Source organism: Sphingobacterium rhinopitheci (genome assembly GCF_022627575.1).
Lineage (GTDB): Bacteria > Bacteroidota > Bacteroidia > Sphingobacteriales > Sphingobacteriaceae > Sphingobacterium > Sphingobacterium rhinopitheci.
This window is the reverse complement of record NZ_JADEYQ010000007.1, coordinates 74,930-96,676: the sequence shown is the minus strand read 5'-3', so window position 1 is coordinate 96,676 and position 21,747 is coordinate 74,930. Positions and strand designations below refer to the sequence as shown.

Annotated in this window: 15 protein-coding genes; 7 read left to right on the top strand and 8 right to left on the bottom strand. The window is 35.4% G+C overall.

Annotated elements, in window-relative coordinates:
• Positions 1–114 precede the first annotated feature (114 nt).
• From IP023_RS09020 to polA, 7 genes are all read right to left on the bottom strand, one after another.
• Positions 115–1,506, bottom strand: coding sequence for an OmpA family protein (locus IP023_RS09020; RefSeq protein ID WP_241789945.1), 1,392 nt, complete (start codon positions 1,504–1,506; stop codon positions 115–117).
• Between the two features lie 248 nt (positions 1,507–1,754).
• Positions 1,755–2,768, bottom strand: a complete 1,014-nt coding sequence (locus IP023_RS09015; RefSeq protein ID WP_241789944.1) for an inorganic phosphate transporter — start codon at positions 2,766–2,768, stop codon at positions 1,755–1,757.
• A 32-nt stretch (positions 2,769–2,800) separates the two neighbouring features.
• Positions 2,801–3,448, bottom strand: a complete 648-nt coding sequence (locus tag IP023_RS09010; RefSeq protein WP_241789943.1) for a DUF47 domain-containing protein — start codon at positions 3,446–3,448, stop codon at positions 2,801–2,803.
• Positions 3,449–3,519: 71 nt separating this feature from the next.
• Entirely contained in the window at positions 3,520–4,332 is an 813-nt protein-coding gene (locus tag IP023_RS09005; RefSeq protein WP_317224541.1) for a sensor histidine kinase, read from the bottom strand.
• A gap of 279 nt (positions 4,333–4,611) precedes the next feature.
• A complete protein-coding gene (locus IP023_RS09000; protein WP_241789941.1) occupies positions 4,612–5,265 on the bottom strand; it encodes a phosphatidylserine decarboxylase family protein in 654 nt (217 codons plus the stop codon).
• Positions 5,266–5,312: 47 nt separating this feature from the next.
• The gene (locus IP023_RS08995; protein ID WP_241789940.1) at positions 5,313–6,440 is read right to left on the bottom strand and encodes a toxin-antitoxin system YwqK family antitoxin; all 1,128 of its coding nucleotides are present in this window, start codon (positions 6,438–6,440) and stop codon (positions 5,313–5,315) included.
• Between the two features lie 6 nt (positions 6,441–6,446).
• A complete protein-coding gene (gene polA, locus IP023_RS08990) occupies positions 6,447–9,242 on the bottom strand; it encodes a DNA polymerase I (RefSeq protein WP_241789939.1) in 2,796 nt (931 codons plus the stop codon).
• Positions 9,243–9,358: 116 nt separating this feature from the next.
• Here polA and rsgA point away from each other — a divergent pair, with 116 nt between their 5' ends.
• From rsgA to IP023_RS08965, 5 genes are all read left to right on the top strand, one after another.
• Positions 9,359–10,279, top strand: coding sequence for a ribosome small subunit-dependent GTPase A (gene rsgA / locus IP023_RS08985; RefSeq protein WP_241789938.1), 921 nt, complete (start codon positions 9,359–9,361; stop codon positions 10,277–10,279).
• Positions 10,280–10,347: 68 nt separating this feature from the next.
• Positions 10,348–12,264: an AsmA family protein gene (locus IP023_RS08980; RefSeq protein WP_241789937.1), complete on the top strand. Its 1,917-nt coding sequence runs from the start codon at positions 10,348–10,350 to the stop codon at positions 12,262–12,264.
• 114 nt (positions 12,265–12,378) lie between these two features.
• Positions 12,379–14,082 carry a TrkH family potassium uptake protein gene (locus tag IP023_RS08975; protein WP_241789936.1) on the top strand — a complete coding sequence of 568 codons (1,704 nt, stop codon included), beginning with the start codon at positions 12,379–12,381 and terminating at the stop codon, positions 14,080–14,082.
• 25 nt (positions 14,083–14,107) lie between these two features.
• A complete protein-coding gene (locus tag IP023_RS08970; protein WP_241789935.1) occupies positions 14,108–14,788 on the top strand; it encodes a potassium channel family protein in 681 nt (226 codons plus the stop codon).
• Between the two features lie 76 nt (positions 14,789–14,864).
• On the top strand, positions 14,865–17,330 hold the full coding sequence (locus IP023_RS08965; protein WP_241789934.1) for a YfhO family protein: 2,466 nt from the start codon (positions 14,865–14,867) through the stop codon (positions 17,328–17,330).
• Positions 17,331–17,391: 61 nt separating this feature from the next.
• Here IP023_RS08965 and IP023_RS08960 read toward each other — a convergent pair whose 3' ends face one another.
• Positions 17,392–17,988 (bottom strand): ribonuclease HII, encoded by a 597-nt coding sequence (locus IP023_RS08960; RefSeq protein WP_241789933.1) that lies wholly within the window; start codon positions 17,986–17,988, stop codon positions 17,392–17,394.
• Positions 17,989–18,125: 137 nt separating this feature from the next.
• On the opposite strand from IP023_RS08960, the gene IP023_RS08955 reads away from it, so the two are divergent.
• Positions 18,126–18,854: a hypothetical protein gene (locus IP023_RS08955; RefSeq protein ID WP_241789932.1), complete on the top strand. Its 729-nt coding sequence runs from the start codon at positions 18,126–18,128 to the stop codon at positions 18,852–18,854.
• Between the two features lie 21 nt (positions 18,855–18,875).
• Complete coding sequence (locus IP023_RS08950; RefSeq protein ID WP_241789931.1) at positions 18,876–21,701, top strand: outer membrane beta-barrel protein; 2,826 nt, start codon at positions 18,876–18,878, stop codon at positions 21,699–21,701.
• Positions 21,702–21,747: the final 46 nt, after the last annotated feature.

Sequence of the window (21,747 nt, the reverse complement as noted above, 5' to 3'; positions counted from 1 at the left end):
TTTATTTTCCACATTTAAACAATATAGACTTGGACGGCCCTAATTGGTTTAAAATAAATAAAGCCATCACTAATGTGATGGCTTTTATATTTGAATTAAATTTTATTGCTAAAATTATAATTTGATCTCAACACGACGGTTTTGAACACGACCTGCTTCAGTTGCATTAGATGCTACTGGATCAGCGTCACCATAACCTTTAGTAGTGATTTTTGATGCAGCAACACCAGCGTTAACTAAGTATTGTTTTACTGCATTAGCACGATCTTGAGATAATGTAACGTTGTATTCTGCTGAACCTTCAGATGATGCATAACCATTCAAAAGTACTGAAGAGTTAGAAGCACGTAAATCTTTAGCTAATCTGTCTAATTCTGCATATGAGCTAGTTTTTAAAACTGAGCTATCAAATTCGAATTGGATTGCAGAGAATTTCTCAGCTTTAGCTTGCTCAACAACAACAGCTTCTGGGAACAAGATAGGACATCCTGAACCATCAACTACTGTACCAGCAGGAGTGTTAGGACATTTGTCAAATCTGTCAGATACACCGTCACCATCAGTATCAGTACCTAAGATAGCTACTGCACCTTCTAATGTAGAAACGCGTTGTTTTAATGCTTCAACTTCGTTACGTAAAGATGGATCTTTTAACTCATCGTATAAGTTAGCAACTGGGTTAGCAAAAGTTAAGTTTTCTTTGTCTTTTGAACCTAAAGTGAATTCTAAACCACCGTATAAGTTACCAAATCTTTGGTTGTATTGGCTTTTCGCTGAATTTCCGTATAATAAACCATCATCCGTAAAGTTCATTGTGTAACCTAAGTTTAAAGCAACAACTTCAGATAATTTGAATTTAACACCAACACCAACTGGAACATACATACCTAAACGGTAATCTCTGTTTCCAACTCTTTCGCGGTCACCGAAGATTTCTTCACCCCATTTACCTTTGTTGTTGTAAACTTCAGCACCTGTGAAATCGTTATTAGCATATTGAACAGGGTTGAAAGCCATTGCACCTAAACCTACTTTAGCGTAGAAGTTAATTGCATTCTCTCTTCTCATGAAGTCAATTGTACCTAATTGGAATACACCATTTAAGCTTGCTGCCCAGTTAACAGAAGTTTTTGCAGATCTTGCAGTTCCAGCACCATTAGCACCTGAACCAGCTTCGAAACTCGCTAAGTCAGAGTTAAAAGTTTTGATTGAACCACGGTTCGCTTCAACTTCTAATCCGAAAAGGTGAGAGAATTGTTTACGTACAGTTAATCCGTAGTATTCTCCAACTTTATTTTGGAAATAACCTACTTGTTGACCGAATGCATTTTGACCACCGATAAGAACATTAGGTGTAGTGATACCACCTTGAACACCGATAGACCATGTTCTGTATTGAGAACGGCCACCAAATACTTGAGCTTGAGCTTGTGCATTTTCAGCATAGCCTAATGCAGCTACTAATGAAGCAGCAATAGCTGTTTTTTTAATTGTAGAATAGTTCATACTCTTTTTTTTAAGATTATTAAATTTTTAGTTGTTTCTATTTTTAACATTACTTAACAATAATAATGCCAAAACTACTCACCTTTTAGTGTCTGAAGCTTCGCTTTATAAATCATCAAATAAGGCATAAATTTACATATTTATATGCAAACAACCAAATTAATAGGTTAAATTTAATATGTTTATCAATAAAAAATCGACCTGTAGGTGTTAACTTACAGGTCGATTTCTTGTTGATTTATATATATTTATAGTATATAATGAATTATTGCTAATGTTAAGCCACCTAGTACAGCGCTTACTGGGATAGTAAGTACCCATGCCCATAATAAACTTATTGTAACACCCCATCTAACTGCGGAAACTCTTTTTACAACACCAACACCGATAATAGCTCCAGTAATGGTGTGTGTAGTAGATGCAGGTATACCGTAATGTTCTGTAATACCTAATGTCAATGCTCCAGCAGCTTCAGCACTTACTCCTTCTAATGGCGTAACTTTAGTGATTTTTGTACCCATTGTTTTTACAATTTTCCAACCACCACTCATTGTACCTGCTGCGATCGCTATATAACACGATAATGGAACCCATTCAGGCATATCTTCTATACCGCCAATTACACCTTGTGCGATCAATGCTGTAGCAATAATACCCATTACTTTTTGTGCATCATTACCACCGTGCGCAAAACTTAATCCCGCTGAAGATATTAATTGTAATATCTTAAACCATTTTTCAGCGACTCTAGGTTTACTGTTTTTGGCAATATTGATAATAACCAAAGTTATGATTATAGATATCGTCATACCGATAACTGGCGCTAAGACAATAAATGAAACAATTTTTAAAATTGCAGAAATGTTGATCGCCTCGATTGGATTTACGCCTAAGAAAACAGCATAGGCCATTCCTGATCCCGCAAATCCACCTATTAGGGTATGAGAAGAACTAGATGGTATGCCATAATACCATGTGAATAGATTCCATGATATGGCGGCGACGAGTCCTGCAAAGATTACTTCTAGTGTTATATACTGTTCTAGTACAGTTTTTGCAATTGTGTTTGCTACTTTGTGATCTGTGAAATAAAAATATGCTGCAAAGTTGAATATTGCAGCCCAAAGTACAGCCATAAATGGTGTCAATACTTTGGTTGATACAATAGTTGCAATAGAGTTGGCGGCATCATGAAAACCGTTGATGTAATCAAATGCAATAGCCAATACAATAACGACTACTAATAATGTTGTTATACCCATAGTAAATAAATTATAACTTGATAATCTATGCCTTAGGCATTTTTAACAAGAATACTCTCTAAAACATTAGCAACATCTTCACACTTGTCGGTAGCGTCTTCCATTGCAGATAATACTTCTTTTTGTTTGATAAGGTTGATAGCGTCGCTTTCGTATTCGAATAAATCTGCTACGGCTTTATCGAAGATGTAATCTGCCTTATTTTCAACACTGTTTATGCGAACACATGAATCGGTGATGTTTCTGATGTTTTTCAAATCTTTCAATTCGTATAAAGCTTTTGCTACATGTTCTGTAGCCTCTAAGATCAAGTCTGTGATCTCTATCATAGGTAGGGTTACCTTTTCTACTTTATACAATTGCATTCTGTTTGATGCACCATGAATAAAGTCTGCAACATCATCTATGGAGCTTGCTAGCGCATGAATATCTTCACGGTCAAATGGAGTAATGAAATTTCGACCTAATTCTAAATGAATTTGGTGTGTGATCTTATCACCAACATGTTCTAAATCTTCTATTTTTTTTGAAAGATCTTTTCGTGCCTCAAGGTCAGTACTATTAACACTTGCTTGAAGAAGTTTTGCCATATCTATAAGGTTGGCGCCTGCTTGTTCAAACAGAGGAAAGAATTTTTTGTCCTTAGGGACAAAATACTGGAAAATGCTATTTAAAGACATAGTTGTAAATGTATTTGATGCAAAAGTAAAACCTTAATGTTAAGTTAATGTTAAGTTTAATATTATTAGACTTATGTATTGCGAGTTTTTTCGAGTGTGAATCCAAAAGTCGTGCCTAAACCTTCTGTACTTCTTGCATTTACGGTTTGTTCGTGTGCCTCAATTATGTGTTTTACGATCGATAAACCGAGTCCAGAACCACCGATTTCTCTTGATCTGCTTCGATCTGTTCTAAAGAATCTTTCAAATACACGGGCGATATTTTTTTCTTCTATACCCAATCCATTATCTGTAACTTCTATAAGGACTTGATCTATCAAATGAAATATACTTATTGTTGTTTTGCCTCCTTCTTTACCATATTTTAAGGAATTGTCTATGAGATTAACCAATACCTGTTGAATTTTTAGTTTGTCTGCCTCAACTAAGATTGTTGTGTTGGTTTTGAAGTTTAGTATAATATTTATATCCTGTTTTTTTGCTTTATCTTCTAATTGTTCTTTTGTTTCTATAAGTAATGGTATGATGTCAAATTTCTCCATATTTAAAGAAATTTTACCAGTTTCTAATTTTGATATTTCATCCAAATCTGAAATAAGATAGGTCAATCGATCTATATTTTTTGAAGCTTTGCTAAGAAATTGAATAGATAATTTGGGGTCTTCTTCAAGCATTCCGTCTTGCAGTGTTTCAATATATCCCTGTATAGCAAATAGCGGGGTTTTGAACTCATGTGATATATTCGAGAGAAATTCTCTTCTGTACTTTTCTTGCTCACGCAAACGCCTAATTTCTGAAGATCGTTGATTTGACCATTCCCGAACTTCTTCTTCAGCACTGAGGATTGGATCGTCGCTAGCATGCTCAGCAAGTACTTCTTTCATATCTTTACCTAGCTTTAGGCTACGTATTAATTTGTATAAGTTGCTGATTCTATTATTTATGTACCTAAGTATGATTGTACTTAATGTAATAAAGCTAATGATAAAGGAAACAATTAAAATTATGAAAAAATCATTCCAATTGTTTTCGTAGTATAAACTTAAGCAGGCTAAGGAGAGTGCAAAAAATAAAGAAATGTAGATAACTAGTATTTTGTAATTCATAAAAAAAGCTTCAAAATTATTTGAAGCTAAATTTAGTTATATTTTGTAAACTTAATGTTAAAATTGTGCTATCACAGTTTTTCCACCAACTACTTTATCATCTATATTGACATTTATTTTTGTGCCTAATGGCAAAAATAAATCTACGCGTGACCCGAATTTAATAAATCCAAACTCGTCACCTTGTTGAACCTCTTGACCTTCTTCGACATACCATACAATTCTACGCGCTAATGCGCCCGCAATTTGTCTGAATAATACTTCAACACCATTTTTTTTCTTAACTACTACAGTGGTGCGTTCGTTGTCTGTCGAAGATTTAGGATGCCATGCTACCAAAAATTTGCCTGGGTGATATTTAAAATAAGAAACAATGCCTGAGACAGGGTTGCGATTAACGTGAACATTTACGGGTGACATAAAAATAGACACTTGAATACGTTTGTCTTTAAAATATTCACTTTCTTCCGTTTCTTCAATAACGACTACCTTTCCATCTGCAGGACATAATACTACGTTATCATCTAATAAGATTGTCTTTTTTGGACTTCTAAAGAATTGTACTATCGTAATAAATAAGAAAGCAGATAATATATAAATAACCCATTTGATAATAGTATTTACATCATAATAGTCTGCAATAGCATTAATTACAAATATAAATAGAATGACTAAAGCTAGACTTGTATAACCTTCTTTGTGAAACTTCATTTTAAAATAATTTTTGCAAATATAAATAACTAACTCGAATTAAAAACTTAGAAGCCCTTTTCTCTAACAATTTGAACGGGTGGGATCACGATTTTATCTCCTGAAATATATATTTGTAGTGAAATATTTAACCTATCATCAATACTTTTGTTGTCTAAATATGAAGGTAGATAATATTGGATTTGGTCAATCATTCTTTCAAACATAAGCCTTTCGTTACGAGAGAGTTCTCTAGAAGATTCTGTAAGGGTGGATGTGAAAACTAATCCTGTTTTTGCAACTCTAGCAGTATAGTTTAAGGCTATCGTCCCTTCTTCATCTACATATTTTCTATTGTCTATAAGGAAGCGGGTAAATTTCTTAGCAATAAAACTATTAAAACCCGTATGTTCATCAAAAGTACAATTCTTACTTTGTAATAATTCTGCTATATGAAATGCTTCTATAGGAGAGAAACTCAATGTATTATAGTCTATTAACATATCTGTAAAGTAATCATTAATTTCTCTAGCACGTAATTGACCATTTTCATAGGTGGAAATCATGAGAAGGATAGCACGTGGTTTTTTGTCTTCTGTAATAAAAGAAGTATTCCATATGTCGTCGGGAAGTCCATCTTTTACTTTTCCAGTGGTTTTATATTTTGTGTAACCATGCTCCGTAAATCCGATGATTGGTAATGTAATATCTATTTGACCTTCACCATCTTTGACATCTTGATTGCCCTCTTTGTCCCAATATTGTTTGATATACGTATTTGCATTGTCTGCTATCAACTCTAACATTGGCTTACCATCAGGATAATAGTATTTTATGGGTCCCTGCGGCTGGTTATTTACAAATGTAGCTTGCCATTTTTGGGTGCCGTCAGGATAATAAGCAATAAAATCACCTTCTTTGCTTCCTTTAACATAGTTTCCACTTAATACTGTACGACCATTTGAAGCGAAATCTCTGAATTGACCATTAAATTTGTTCGTGGGGATATCAAATTCTGCAACACGTTCGATGGTTTTAAATTCACAGTTTTTGTCTACCAAGTAATACTCATAGTCATAGTAAAATCGAATTGTATTATTTGGTCCTTTCTCAAAAACCGTAGCCACTGCATCTTGAGCAAATGTTGTCTTAACAGAGCCTAAACAAATAAATAGTGCTAAAAATAAATATTTCATAATTAATTAGTGTGCTTCTAACCAGTTATTTCCTTCCCCAATTTCTACTTCTAGTGGGACACGTAATTCGATCGCTGTTTTCATGCGGTGCGAAATAATATCTTTAAAAATAGTAATTTCTTCTTTAGGAACATCAAATACAAGCTCATCATGTACTTGCATGATCATTATACCTTTAAGATTACGATCGACAATATCCTTCTGAATATTGATCATCGCAATTTTAATCATGTCGGCCGCCGAACCTTGGATAGGCGCATTGATGGCATTGCGCTCCGCAAAACCCCTAACAGTCATATTTGCAGAGTTTATATCTCGTAAATATCGCTTTCTTTTAAGGATTGTTTCGACATAGCCATTTTCCTTAGCCAACTCTACAGCTTTGGACATATATAATTTAACGCCTTCGTATTGATTGAAATATTGATCTATTATTTCGGCCGCTTCTTTACGACTAATACCTAGGTTTTGAGATAGCCCAAAAGCAGATTGTCCGTAGATGATACCAAAATTAACGGCTTTTGCATTTCTTCGTTGGTCGGAAGTGACTTCTTCTAAGCTAACGCCGTATACTTTGGCTGCTGTAGCTTTGTGTATATCATGCCCTTGCTGAAATGCCTCTAACATATTCTGATCTCCACTAAGCTCTGCCATAATACGTAGCTCGATCTGCGAATAATCGGCAGATAATAAGGTATGATCATCATCTCTAGCGATAAATGCTTTACGTACTTCACGGCCTTTTTCGGTACGAATAGGGATATTTTGTAAGTTAGGGTTCGTAGAGCTTAATCTTCCGGTAGCCGCCACTGCTTGATTATAGGATGTATGAATTAATCCCGTATTCGGATTTATTAGTAGGGGCAAGGAGTCTACGTAGGTAGATTTTAATTTTTGGTATTGACGGAAATCGAGGATGTCTTGTACAATATCTGATTTGTTAGCTAATGCTAATAATACATCTTCTCCTGTTTTATATTGACCTGTTTTAGTTTTTTTAGCTTTCGGGTCTAATTGTAACTTGTCAAACAATACTTCTCCCAATTGCTTTGGTGATGCAATATTAAATTCAACACCGGCTTTTTCGTAAATACTTGTTTCTAGCGATTTAATATCTTTTTCTAAGGTTTTAGAAAATGAATTTAAGGTGTCTACATCTATTTTTACGCCATTTTTTTCAATCTCTGCCAAGGTGTATACCAGCGGGAATTCAACCTTCTCCGCAAGATCTTCCGTTTTATTATCTTTTAGTAAAGGTTCAAATTTTTGGTAGAGCTGCCAAGTTATATCAGCATCTTCAGCAGCATATTCTTTGACTTTTTCAATCTCTACATCACGCATATTGCCTTGATTCTTACCTTTTGCGCCTATCAGTTCAGTGATAGAAATAGGGCTGTAGCCAAGGTATGTTTCCGCCAATATATCCATTCCATGTCGCGTGTCAGGATCGATTAAATAATGTGCAAGCATCGTGTCAAACAACTTTCCCTTCACTTGAACATCATATTTAGCCAGTAACAAGATGTCGTATTTTATATTCTGACCTACTTTAGTGATCTTTTCATCCTCCAGTATTGGTTTGAAAATATTTATTACCGCTAATGCTTCTTGTTTGTCTGCGGGTGTAGGGATATAATATGCAGTACCTTTTTCATAACAAAAGGATAAGCCTACAATTTCGGCCAACATCGCATCAAGGCCTGTCGTTTCTGTGTCAAAGGCAAATATTTTTTGTTTTGCAAGATCTTGAGCAAGTTGTTGCATGCTTTCGCTCGTATCCACCAAAATATAATTGTGTGGCGTATTAGTGATGTTGGAAGAAGGGGCTGATTCTGGTTCTTCTTGGCTCCTTGTGACTTCGGACGTGGCGCTGCCTGTAGCAAACATGTCCATCTGACCGGTATTGTTTTTGCTAGCTTCTGTAACCGTAAAATCGTCTCCAAAAACACGCTTTCCTAATGTCCTGAATTCTAATTCAGCAAATAGAGGTTCTAAAATGTCTTTATTTGGTGGTTGAACTTCAAAATTGAAATCTTTAACCTCAACAGGTACATCTAATAAAATAGTGGCTAATCTTTTGGATAATAGCGCTTGTTCGGTAAAGTTGATTACATTTTCTTTAAGCTTACCTTTTAGTTTATCAGCATTCGCAATCAGACCTTCTACGCTACCATATTCTTGCATCAGTTTTTTAGCCGTTTTTTCACCAATACCGGGTATTCCGGGGATATTATCCACCGCATCTCCCCAAAGGCCTAGAATATCGATTACTTGTGAGACATCACTTATTTCCCATTTTTCCAATATTTCTGGAACACCTAATACTTCGGCACCATTACCCATACGGGCAGGTTTAAAAATAAATATATTTTCGGATACCAATTGACCAAAATCCTTATCAGGGGTCATACAATATACGGTATAACCTTCTTTTTCGGCTTTCTTTGCCAATGTACCGATGATATCATCTGCTTCAAATCCATCCATCGTAATGATAGGAATATTGAAACCTTCGATTAATTTGAAAACATAAGGGATAGATTTACGTAGATCCTCTGGCATTTCTTGTCTATTCGCCTTGTATGCTTCGAACTCAACATGTCGGTTGGTTGGCGCTGAAGTATCGAATACAACAGCTATATGGCTTGGATTTTGGTTTTTTAAAACTTCCAATAAAGTATTTGTAAAGCCTAATACGGCTCCAGTATTAAATCCAGAAGAAGTCAAGCGAGGAACTTTGCTCAGGGCAAAGAAAGCTCTATAAATCAGAGCCATTCCATCTAAAAGAAAAAGTTTTTTCACTAAAATCTATTTTACGTGTATCTATGCAAAGGTAATAAAATCAATAGATGATGATATTAATAAATTTTTGCGACTTTTGTAGAATAAGTGAATTCAAAAGATTAGGTTTATAATATATGAGAGGATTAGTCAGAAAATCTACCGGCAGTTGGTATTTAGTATTAGGTGAAGATGGGACGGAATACAATTGTCGAATAAAAGGTAAATTTCGGACTAAAGGGATTAAAACCACCAATCCTATAGCAGTGGGCGATTGGGTTAAATTTGAAGTTGAGCCTGGTCAAGAATCCGCTGTAATTCATGAGCTTGAGCCTCGTAGGAATTATATTATTCGTAAATCCGTAAATTTATCCAAGCAAACACAAATTATTGGTGCCAATCTAGACCAAGCTGTTTTGGTTGTTACTTTGGCTTCTCCACCAACATCTTTGGGCTTTATTGATCGCTTCCTAGTTACAGCTGAGGCGTATGATGTGCCAGCGATATTGGTGTTCAATAAGTTAGATTTATTTAGTGATGAAGGATTAGAAATCTTGCAGGAGTATAAAAAGATATACCAAGATTTGGGGTATGTATGTTTTGAGGTGTCAGCAAGAGTAGGGACAAATATCGAGCTCCTAAAAAGCTTGTTGAAAGATAAAGTAACCTTAGTTTCCGGCCATTCGGGTGTTGGGAAATCTACATTAATTAATAGCTTAGTACCTGGCGTGGTTTTAAGAACAGGCGATATATCTGACTGGTCTGATAAAGGAAAGCATACCACCACTTTTGCAGAAATGATTGATTTGCCTTTTGGCGGTCAATTGATAGATACACCAGGAATTAGAGAATTAGGCGTAGTTGATATTGAGAAAAATGAACTTTCTCACTTTTTCCCTGAAATGCGAATGCGCATGAATAAATGTAGGTTCAACAATTGTATACATATTAATGAACCCGGTTGTGTGGTGTTGGAAGCGGTAGAAGAAGGGGTTATCGAATCCTCACGTTATGATAGTTATTTAAGTATTTACTCTAATGATGACAATAGAAGCTAGTTAATTATATAGTATCAAAAAAACAATTATTTGCTTTTATTGTTTTTATTACAAAGCAATAAAATCTCATGAAGAGTTGGTGGAAATGGTTATTAGGAGTTTTCTTCTCTATTATTGTAATCATATTTTGTGGAACATGGTATCTAACCAAGAATTGGAAGCCAATTATTGAATCCAAATTAAAGGAGGTGATAATCAATGCTTCTGATAGCTTGTATACTCTCCATTATACGGATATGGATGTCAATTTCTCCTTTGGCAATATAGCATTAGATAGTGTTGCGCTAATCCCTGACACCGCTGTTTATCAGAAGCTTGTAAAGCTCAAAAAAGCACCCAATAATATATATAATATTCAATTAAATGCTTTGAGAATAAAGCATTTTAGTATTACGGATATCTTATTTAACAAAAAATTGAATATAAGTAGTGTCGTTTTTGATGGGCCAAATATTCATATGACACATGAATACCATGCCTATAATGATACTGTTTCTACTGAAACCCCCAAAAATCTTTATGATCACATTAAAAGTATCTTTAAATCTATTAATGTAAATAAAGTTACGATCGATGATGCTGATTTTAAATATTCAAAAGTTGAAGGTCAGGTCACTAAAGTAACAGCTATCAAGGGTTTGAATATTAATATCAAAGACATATTGATTGATTCCTTAGCGGCATTGGATTCCTCTAGACTTTTTTATACTAAGGATATTGACGTTCAATTGTCTAATTATGAATACAACCTACCCGATGGTTTTTACAAGGTGGCTTTTGATAATCTTCATATCAATACGCGCAATAAATCCTTGTCTATTAAGAATGTGGTCTACAAGCCTCGAATGAATAAAAATGATTTCTTTAGGCGCAAAAAGGAAAATACGACCATGAGTGCAATTAATTTTGATCTTGTACAATTAAATGGATTGGATTTTAAAAGGATGGTGGATTATCAACAGGTTTTTGGTTCTAATGCAAAAATATCTAATGGCCTAGCCTCATTTTCGGAGGATATGCGTTATCCTAGATTCCCTAAAAATAAAATTGGACATGCTCCATATCAGCAGTTAATGAAAGTGAAAAGTATATTTCATTTTAATACTGTTTTTGTGGATAATGTAACGGTAACTTATGATGACTTCAGTGCTAAATATGATAAATTAGGTGTAATTACGTTTAATAATGCAACTGGTGTATTAACTAATGTCACTAATGATAGATTGCTTTTGCAGCACAATAAGATGATGCATGCTGATCTAACAGCAAAAGTAATGAATGCCGGTAAATTACATATTAAGTTTGGATTTGATATGTTGAGTAAAAATGGCTCATATACATATGTCGGTTCGCTGACGCCAATGAAAGCAGCTGATTTCAATAGAATTTTGACCCCATTAGTTAATGTGCAGATTGCTTCTGGAAATATTAAAGGTATTTCTTTTAATATGAAAGCTACAGATTATAAGAATTGGGGTACTTTTAAATTTGATTACGATAGCTTGCACGTTAATATACTTGGAAAGCCTAAAGATGGTAAGGAAGCAGGGACTAAAAAAACTATTACTTATATCATTAATAAAGTACTAATCAATCAGAGTAACCCTGACTCTAAAGGAGTATACCATGTTGGTGCTGTTGAATATACTAGAGTACCTGAATATTCATTTTTCAAAACCATGTGGCAAAGTTTATTAGTCGGTATCGTACAATGTGCTGGGATTAGTGCCAAGACAGAGGCTACAATCATGGGGGCTGCCGAAAAATCTGGGAAGGTGCTTTCTACGATGGGATCCATGGTCAAAGGGACAGAAAAAGCTGCTGTAGCTGTAGGTAGAGGAGTAGGTAAAGCGGGCAAAGCAGTCGGTAAAGAAGCCGGTACTTTAGGCAAAGAAATTGGTAAAGAGGCAGGAAAGGTCGCTCATGGTACAGATAGCTTGTTTAAAAGAATATTTAAAAAGAAAAATAAGGAAATTGAAGAATAATACTTCTATGCAGGATATTGCTATGTTTGTATAATGGGATCGTTAATAGACGCTTTAAAATTTTTTTTAAAATATAGAAAAAAGCTGATTAATCAGATTATGCTCTATGTAAGTATGATTTGTGCAGTGACGGTGATTGTTGAGTTTGGATATATTACAGATCCTCTGCTCGCCATTGAAGTAAAAAAAGCGGTTACCTTCATGTTTTATGGTCTTTTTGTGCTGGAGCTTTTCCGTACCTTTTCGTCTATTTTTGTATTTCGAAAGATTTCTGTCACTCATTATTCCAGGCTTATAGTTATCGTTTATTTTTGCATTATTGTCTTTGCAAGATTATTTGATATTGCATGGCTATCTTTCTTTGACCATGATCAATGGATGTATCTCGGCATAGCTATTGTCTTTCTTACTGAATTATCCAAAAGCAGCTTAGTTTTTGATAATTTCTATTTTAACCCCACTATTATATTTGTAATCAGTTTTATAAGCTTAATATTGATAGGGGCTGTATTTCTGATGCTCCCTCGTGCGACAGTCAATACACCATTGACGATTATTGATGCTATTTTTATGTCTGCGAGTGCGGTATGTATCACCGGATTAGCTGTTACAGATATCGCTACTAATTTATCTTTGTTTGGTCAAAGTATTGTATTAGTATTGATTCAAGTAGGTGGATTAGGGATTATGACATTTACAGGTTTTTTTGGTTATTTTTTTTCTGGTGGTTTTTCTTTTAAGAATCAATTGATGTTTGGTGAAATATTAGGAGAGAACAAAATCAATGCTGTTATATCTACTTTATTGACCATTATATTCATTACTTTATTATTTGAGTTTATTGGTGCATTATTTATATACGCTTCTTTAGATGCTGCTTTATTTCCTTCGGAAGGGGAAAGGATATTTTTTGCTATATTTCATGCTGTATCTTCCTTTTGCAACTCTGGATTTTCTATTCTGAATAATGGTATTGCCAATGAAGGGTATCGCTATAACTATAATTTTCAAATTGTATTGGCTTTAATATTTATATTGGGAGGATTGGGGTTTGGTACTGTTTTCAATTTTTATACATTTCTGAAGAATAAGGCTAAAAGTATATGGTATATGTTCCTGCAAAAGGAATATAAATATAAAGCCCAATATTTTAGTTTCAATACCAAGTTTATTGTAGCTTGTAATGCTATAGTGCTGCTGGTCATAACTATTTCTTATTTTCTATTGGAACAGAAACATACCTTGACTGTGGATAGATCTGTTGCAGGAGAATGGGTGACTTCATTTTTTATGGCTAATGCATCGCGTTCAGCAGGTTTTAATAGCGTTAATATAGGGTTATTAGCAGCGCCAACACTTATCATGGTGACTACATTGATGTGGATAGGAGCCTCTCCGGGGTCTACAGGTGGTGGCGTCAAAGTAACAACTGTAGCGGTAGCCTTTTTGAATATTATTGCGCTCGCTAGAGGCAAGGAATCTATAGAAGTGTTTAAAAGAAGGATTGATGTGGAATCGTTAAATAAGGCATTTGCTATCATTATACTCTCGGTAGTTGTGATTACATTTTCTTTTGTGATGCTCAATTTTACCGATGGTGACAAACCGATGAAAGCGCTACTTTTTGAATGTGTTTCGGCTTATACTACATGTGGGTTGAGCCTCGGTATTACTCCGCTATTGAGTACTGGAGGCAAATTTGTTATTATTTGCACCATGTTTGTTGGACGTGTAGGTACGCTTACTTTGTTGATGGCTATTATCAAGAACACAAGAAACAAAAGTTATATTTATCCAGCAGAGAAATTGCTTTTTTAACCACTTTTTTATTTAATTACACGGAATGAAATACATCGTTTTAGGCTTAGGGCATTTTGGAAGATCTTTAGGTATTCATCTTACAGAATTGGGACATGAAGTAATTGGCGCAGACCGAAATATTCAGATAGTGGAGCAATTAAAGGATAAAATTACCCATACCGTATGTCTCGATACTACAGATAAAGAGGCTGTATCCTCTTTACCACTCAAAGAATGTGACGCTGTAATTGTCGCTATTGGTGAAGACGAAGGTGCTTCATTGTTGACTACAGCATTAGTAAAGCAATTTGGGGTAAAAAGAATTATTGGACGTGTGGTCTCTGATTTGCAAAGAACGGTGATGGAAGCGATGCAGATCGATGAATACATCATGCCAGAGGAAGAGGCCGCAGAGCGATTAGCACTACGTCTGGATAATATTGATATTGTAGATTCCTTTAAAGTATCTGACAAATATTCTATTATAGAAACTAAAGTACCCTCAAAATATGTAGGCAAGACATTGATGGAGGCTAATTTGACCAATACCTATAAAGTAATTGTACTAACGACAATTACTATCTCTGAAAAAAATAAAGGCTCAGGACATAGTAAATTGGCTTCAGGAATCGCCAAATCCGATACTATGCTTAATGAGAATGATCTTTTAGTACTTTTTGGAGAGATTACTGATATTAAAAAATTAATCGAAAAATCAAACTAATCGAAATTGCGTATCAAATATTAAAATCTATTCTATATTTTTGGTTTTTAATAAAAATGTAACCTCTAAATTATTCATGAAAAATTGGTTTAAGGAAAATTCTTCCCATTTAATTGTTATTGCCATATTCTTTGCATTGGTGTTCTTTTATTTTTCGCCAGTATGGCAGGGAAAAGGCTTGTCACAACATGACGTAGTGCAAGCAATGGGTAGTCAAAAGGAGCTTTTTGATTATAGAGCCAAAGATGGCACTGCTCCACAGTGGACAAACTCTATGTTTGGAGGGATGCCGACATTTCAGATATGGTATGAACATGCTAATAATATTGGAACATATATAAATAGAGCAATCACTGCTGTGTTTCCATCACCAGCTGACGTAGTACTTATATTTTTGTTAGGGGCATATTTTATGTTGAGTGTATTTCGTGTTAGACCCTGGCTAGCTGCGGTAGGTGCTATTGCAATCGCGTTCTCTTCTTATAACTTTATTTATATCGAAGCAGGGCACCTCAATAGGGCTTATGCAATTGCCTACTTAGCGCCTATCATTGGTGCTATAGTATTGTCGTATCGCGGCAATAGAGTCTGGGGTACATTACTTTTAGCCTTATTCTTAGCCTTGGAGATCCGGACCAACCATATCCAAATGACCTATTATCTATTGATAGCTATGTTGGTTTATGTGGGTTATGAATTATATTATGCTATTCGTGATAAAAAATTAAATCAATTTTTGAAGGCTACGGCATTCCAAAGTGGGGCTGTTATCATTGCTATAGCGGTGAATGCGTCTGTATTGTTTCCGACCTATGAATACTCTAAACTTACTACTAGAGGAAAAGCAAATATTGTAAAAGTCGAAGAAGGTGCTAAATCTTCTGGTTTAGATAAAGATTATGCTTACGCTTGGAGCCAAGGGATAGGAGAGAATATAACCATGTTGATCCCTAATGCATATGGTGGACGTAGCCAAGGGGTATTAACAGAGAAGTCTAATGTCGCTAAATTTTTTACTAGTGTAGGAGCACCACAAAATCAAGCAGTACAGTATGCGCAAAGTATACCCACGTATTGGGGAGACAAGACTTTTACATCTGGTCCATGGTACTTTGGTGCCGGAGTAATGGCTCTTTTTATATTAGCCTTATTTGTAGTTAGAGACAGGGTCAAATACTGGGTCGTATCGGCTATTGTATTGACTATGTTATTAGCTTTAGGGAGTAATTTTTCTATCCTCTCGGATTTATTCTTCGATTATGCGCCTTTGTATAATAAATTTAGAGCGCCTGAATCTATATTAATCATTCCTTCTATTTTAATTCCTTTACTCGCTGTTTTGGGGGTAAATGATTTGATTACGAGAAAAAATGAAATTCCCAACTTGGACAAAAAAGTCCTTTATAGTTTTGGTGCGGTAGCTGCAATATGTCTGTTGGTAGCCTTGATGCCTAATTTCTTAGACTTAAGAGGTGCTAATCATCAGGATTTTATTTCTACTTTGTCGCAGCAATTTGGTGATGCCAATATGGCCAATCAATTGGCGGATGCTTTGGTCAAAGACCGTGCTGATATTGCTTCTGCTGATGCTTGGCGTTCCTTCTTTATTGTTGCTATCATTTTTGTTTTGGTATGGACATATTTGAAGCAAAAGATCAGTTCAACAGTGTTGGTTGTTGTATTAGGTGTCGTTACGTTGGTAGATTTATGGTCTGTAGATAAACGTTACTTGAATGATAGTGTTTTTGTCACTAAATCACAAGCACAGCCCGTGATACCAATGCGTGAGGTAGATCAGTTGATCCAGATGGATAAAGATCCTAGTTACCGTGTGTTGGATTTGACATCTAGTGTGTTTTCTGATGCTAAAGCATCCTATTACCACAAAAGTTTAGGTGGCTATCATGCCGCTAAATTGATGCGCTTTCAAGAGATCTTAGACAACCAGTTCAATGGTGCGATCAATGAGGATGTATTAGATATGTTTAATGTACGCTATGTAATTACTCAAAATCCTCAAAATGGTTCTGAAGGTATTCAACGTAGATCAACAGCAGCAGGAAATGCTTGGTTTGTAGACAAAGTTACTTTTGTTAAAGATAACGCACAAGAAATGCAAGCTATCAGCAGTTTTGATCCTACAAAGGAAGCTTTTGTTCATGATGAATTTAAAGGTAAATTACAACCCGCTAAATTAGGGGGTAAAAATAATGCCTCTATAAAGTTGACTTCTTATCATCCTGATAAAATGGAATATGAATACTCTTCTCCTAATGATGCATTTGCCGTATTCTCTGAAGTATTCTATGACAAAGGCTGGAAAGCATATGTAGATGGCGAAGAAGTGCCTATTATTCGTGCTGATTATATCTTGAGAGCTTTGCAATTGCCGGGCGGTAATCACAAAGTAGAATTTGTATTTGATCCAGAGACGATGAAAGTATCTAATATTATATCCCTTATAGGATCTTTGGTATTGGTGTTAGGTTTTGTAGTGGTAATCGGCTGGTCTTTCAAGAAGAAAAATGTAAAGACTACTTAATATAAATATATGTGCACAACATAATAAAAAGGCTCTACTACTAAGTGGAGCCTTTTTATTGTTAAAATAATTTTAATTGAGGATCTGTAACTCGGAATGTTTTTCTATGATGTGGGGTCAACCCATATTTCAGTACTGCAGTGCGGTGCTTGACCGTCGGATATCCTTTATTGGACAGCCAGTCATAATTGGGATATTCCATAGCTAGGTTGTCCATATACTCGTCGCGGTATGTTTTTGCTAGTATTGAAGCTGCAGCAATGGATAGGTACTTACCATCTCCTTTGACAATACATTCGTACGGAATATCACGATAAGGGATAAATTTGTTACCATCTATAATTAAATGCTCTGCCTTTAGAGCCAATTGGTCCAATGCGAGATGCATTGCCTTGTAAGATGCATTATGAATATTGATTTTGTCTATTTCGGCTGGGCTAACACTAGCCACAGCAAATGCTAAGGCTTCTTTTTCAATTATCGGGCGCAGTGCCATTCTTTTTTTTTCGGAAAGCTTTTTAGAATCATTCAGAATGGGGTTGTAATAGTCTTTGGGGAAGATGACAGCAGCAGCAAATACTGGTCCGGAAAGACAGCCTCTACCGGCTTCATCACATCCTGCTTCTACAAGTATATCGTGAAATTGGGATAATAACATATTGAAATTCAATGTAACTTCTCTGTGATTTTATACTGTTTACACTTATTTACACAGAGAATTCTTTTTTTTGTATAATATTATACGGTTTGACTTTTTTAACCAATCCAATATATAAAGGTAGAAATATTCTCATCATGTGTAAACAGTATTTATTATTTGTACTTTTTGTAATTCCATTTTTTCTTTTTGCACAAAAGAAAAAAAAGGACCTATATGATATACAGCATATATCGGGCATTATAATTGATGCTAATATAGACGACTGGGAGAATAAGCTTTATAATCTAAAGAGTGATGTGTGGAGCTATGCTGTTGCATCTGATAAGACAAAAATATATGCTGCGGTAATTATAAAGGATAAAAAATTGATGGATGAGGCAATTCGTAATGGAATACTTTTCAATATCAGTTATTCAGACAAGAAAATGGATGGTGCCCGAATAATCTATCCAAAATTTAATTTAGAAAAATTAGAAAATAGTATTGCTGATGACCCTGAGGAAGGGCGGACTATAGTACAAGAGGAGTTGTTACAAAGTACCAAAGGGTATTATGTAGCAGGATTTGATAAGGTAAGGGACGGTTTATTGGCTCGCAATAATCAATACGGTATTAAGGCTTTGTGTAAGATAGATGAATCTGGAAGCCTAGTGTATGAATGCGAAATACCGTTGCACTTGATCAAGTTTAAAACTAGTACGATTGTTGCACAGTTAGCGGTTAATACACTGTATTTTAGTCGTCAAAAGATGTCTGCCGGCATGCGCTCAAGTGGATACCATACTAGAGGTATCTCTAAGCCGACGCTAAAAAATCCCTACACGGAGAATACGGACGTTTGGTTCTCGGGAATTATAAAATAAAAATGAATTTGAAATAGATATATGAATAATTTTAAAAACTGGGTAATTGTTATTTTATTACTTGTAGTGAGTAATAGTAGTTATGCACAGAGGGCTGTTCAAGGGATGTTGCGTGATTCCTCTTTTAGAATCGCATCTGGTGCATCCGTTAAATTGATTTCCAATGGAGATACTGTAGGTACAAGCTCATCTGTAGGCGGGCTATTTAGATTTGATAATGTAAAAGGTAATCTTTTTAAGATAAAGATTAATAGTTTAGGATTTGAGCCTTTTGAGCAGGAGTATACCTATCCTACAGGTGAGAATAACTTCGTGATCCCTACGATTCTATTGAAAGGAATTCCTAATATGTTAGAAGAGGTAGTGGTAAACGGTGTTGTTTCTATCCAAGTAAAAGGTGATACCGTAGAGTATGCAATGGACAACCTGAAATTGCGTCAGGGAGCAGTGGCTGAAGACGCGCTAAAGAAACTGCAAGGGGTAGAAGTAGATAAGGATGGTGCCGTGACGGCTCAAGGTGAGCAGGTCACACGGGTCCGTATTAATGGGAAAGATTTCTTTGGGGGTGATGTGAAGACAGCTACACAAAATCTACCTGCTGAGATTATACAAAAGATCCAAATTGTAGACGATTTTGGCGATATGGCTAATCTTACAGGCAACAAATCTGGTGAGTCTACCAAAGTGCTTAATATCCAAATTGACCCTAAGTATAATAACGGTTATGCGACCACTTTGCGTGTCGGTGGTGGTACAGAAGAACGCTACCAGGCAACAGGTATGTTGATGGGTTTTAAAGCGAAATCACAGGTTTCTATTTTGGGGAACTTGAATAACATGAATGCCCCATTATTTGACTTTAATTCAATGGGTGGTGGAGCTAGAGGTCGTCAAGGTGGTGGTGGTCGCCCTGGTGGTGGTGCTTTTGGCGGCTCCCAAGGGATCACTAATACTGGATCTATAGGTGTAAATCTTCGCCATGATTTCTCTGATAAGTTGAAAGTATATGGTTCTTATTCTTATGGTAGAGATGATAACAATACTTTGTCTAAATCTTTTACTGAATATATTGGACAGAATCTAACACAAGATGCAGAGACAAATAATAATGGTATTCTTGGAAATCACCGCTTTGAGGCAAATTTAGAGTGGAATATAACTGAAAAAGATTATATAAAGATTACACCACAACTAGGATACAGTGACAACAGTACTAATAATCTTTCTAACTCTATCTATTATAGTGGTGGAATTAAAGACAACTCTCAGTTGCAGACGACATTGGGTGAGGCTACTACCCCACGATACAATGTGTCTGGATTGTATAACCGTAGGTTGAATGATAAAGGGCGAAATATTTTCTTCAATTTCAACTACGATAACGCAAATACAAAAAATGATGTTGATCAAATATTAGACCGTGCAATTTATGACGGTGCTAATCAAAATACTTCTGTAACCGAGATTTATGAAAGAACAATTCGTGACGCACAAAATAAAAGCTGGAATGCTGGTGCGTCGGTATCTTATTTAGAGCCACTGTCGGACAAGAGTAAATTGGAAATTGCGTATGATTATAACACAAATGACTATGATAACTATGACAAGCAAATAGGCTTGGATAAGCAAGGAAATAGTCTTAACGATCCACAGTTGAATTATTCGTATGATTATGATTATGGTTTTACTACGCATAGAGTAGGTGCTAGTTTTATCTTCGAAAATGATAAATTGAAGTACTCTTTTGGTGCTGCTGTTCAACCCTCAATTTTAAAAGGTAATGCGTATTCTGCAACAGAATCTGCTGTTATCGATCGCACTAATTTTAATATTATTCCTATTGCGCGTTTTGAATATAAATTCTCTCGTCAATCGAATGTTTCATTTAACTATTCAGGACGCTCTTCTGAGCCTGGAGTGTCACAAATATTGCCCTTCGAGGTAAGTACAAACAGAACGAATACGACAATAGGTAACCCTAATCTTAATCCTGAGTTTAGACACTCGATGGCGGTAAGATTCAGGACAGGTGACTTCCAAAAGGGAAAATCTTTCTTTGCTACGGTAAAATCTGATATCACTCAAAATAAAATTGTATCCTTGAATAAACGTTACCTTAATTCGGGCGTGGGAATTATTCAAGATGTAGGCTACATCAACTCTGCTGAACCTGCTGTTAGTATTACTTCATTCTATCATTTGTCGAGATCATTAAAAGAGAAGACATATAATATTATGTATGGGGGTGGTGTAAACTACGCACGTACGATTTCGTATTTGACATCGGATGAAAACGCTCAATTGGCCAATAATCCTAATGCATTAGGTTTTGATAAAGGTGTAAACAATAACACAACGATCTTCCAAATGCTTTTCTTCCGTTACAATCCATCTGAGTTTTTAGAGATAAATCCTGGATTGAGATACAATTACAATATTACAAGTTCTACATTGCCTGATTTTGAAGCACCTAATTCACAGAAAATTACCCCTACTTTGATTGCTTCTGTTAATCTGACGAAGTCTACAATTTTTGGAGTAGATCTATCTAAAGAGTTTAACTCTGGTTTTAGAACCAATGTAAATCCATTTATCATCAATACATATATTGAGCAAAAACTGTTGAAAGGTCAACGTGGAGCACTGCGTTTGCAAGCGTTTGATTTATTAAATCAACAGACCAATATCAATCGTACTGTAGGTGAGGTGTTGACAGATACTCAGACAAATAGATTGGCGCGATATTTTATGTTGACATTTACCTTCAAACTACAAAAATTCTCTGGCATAAATCCGATGCAGGAGCAAGGTCAATTTCCTGGAGGTATGCGTCCTCCACGTATGTAATATGATTTATAATAGACATAACGGCTGCAAGAGATTGTGGCCGTTG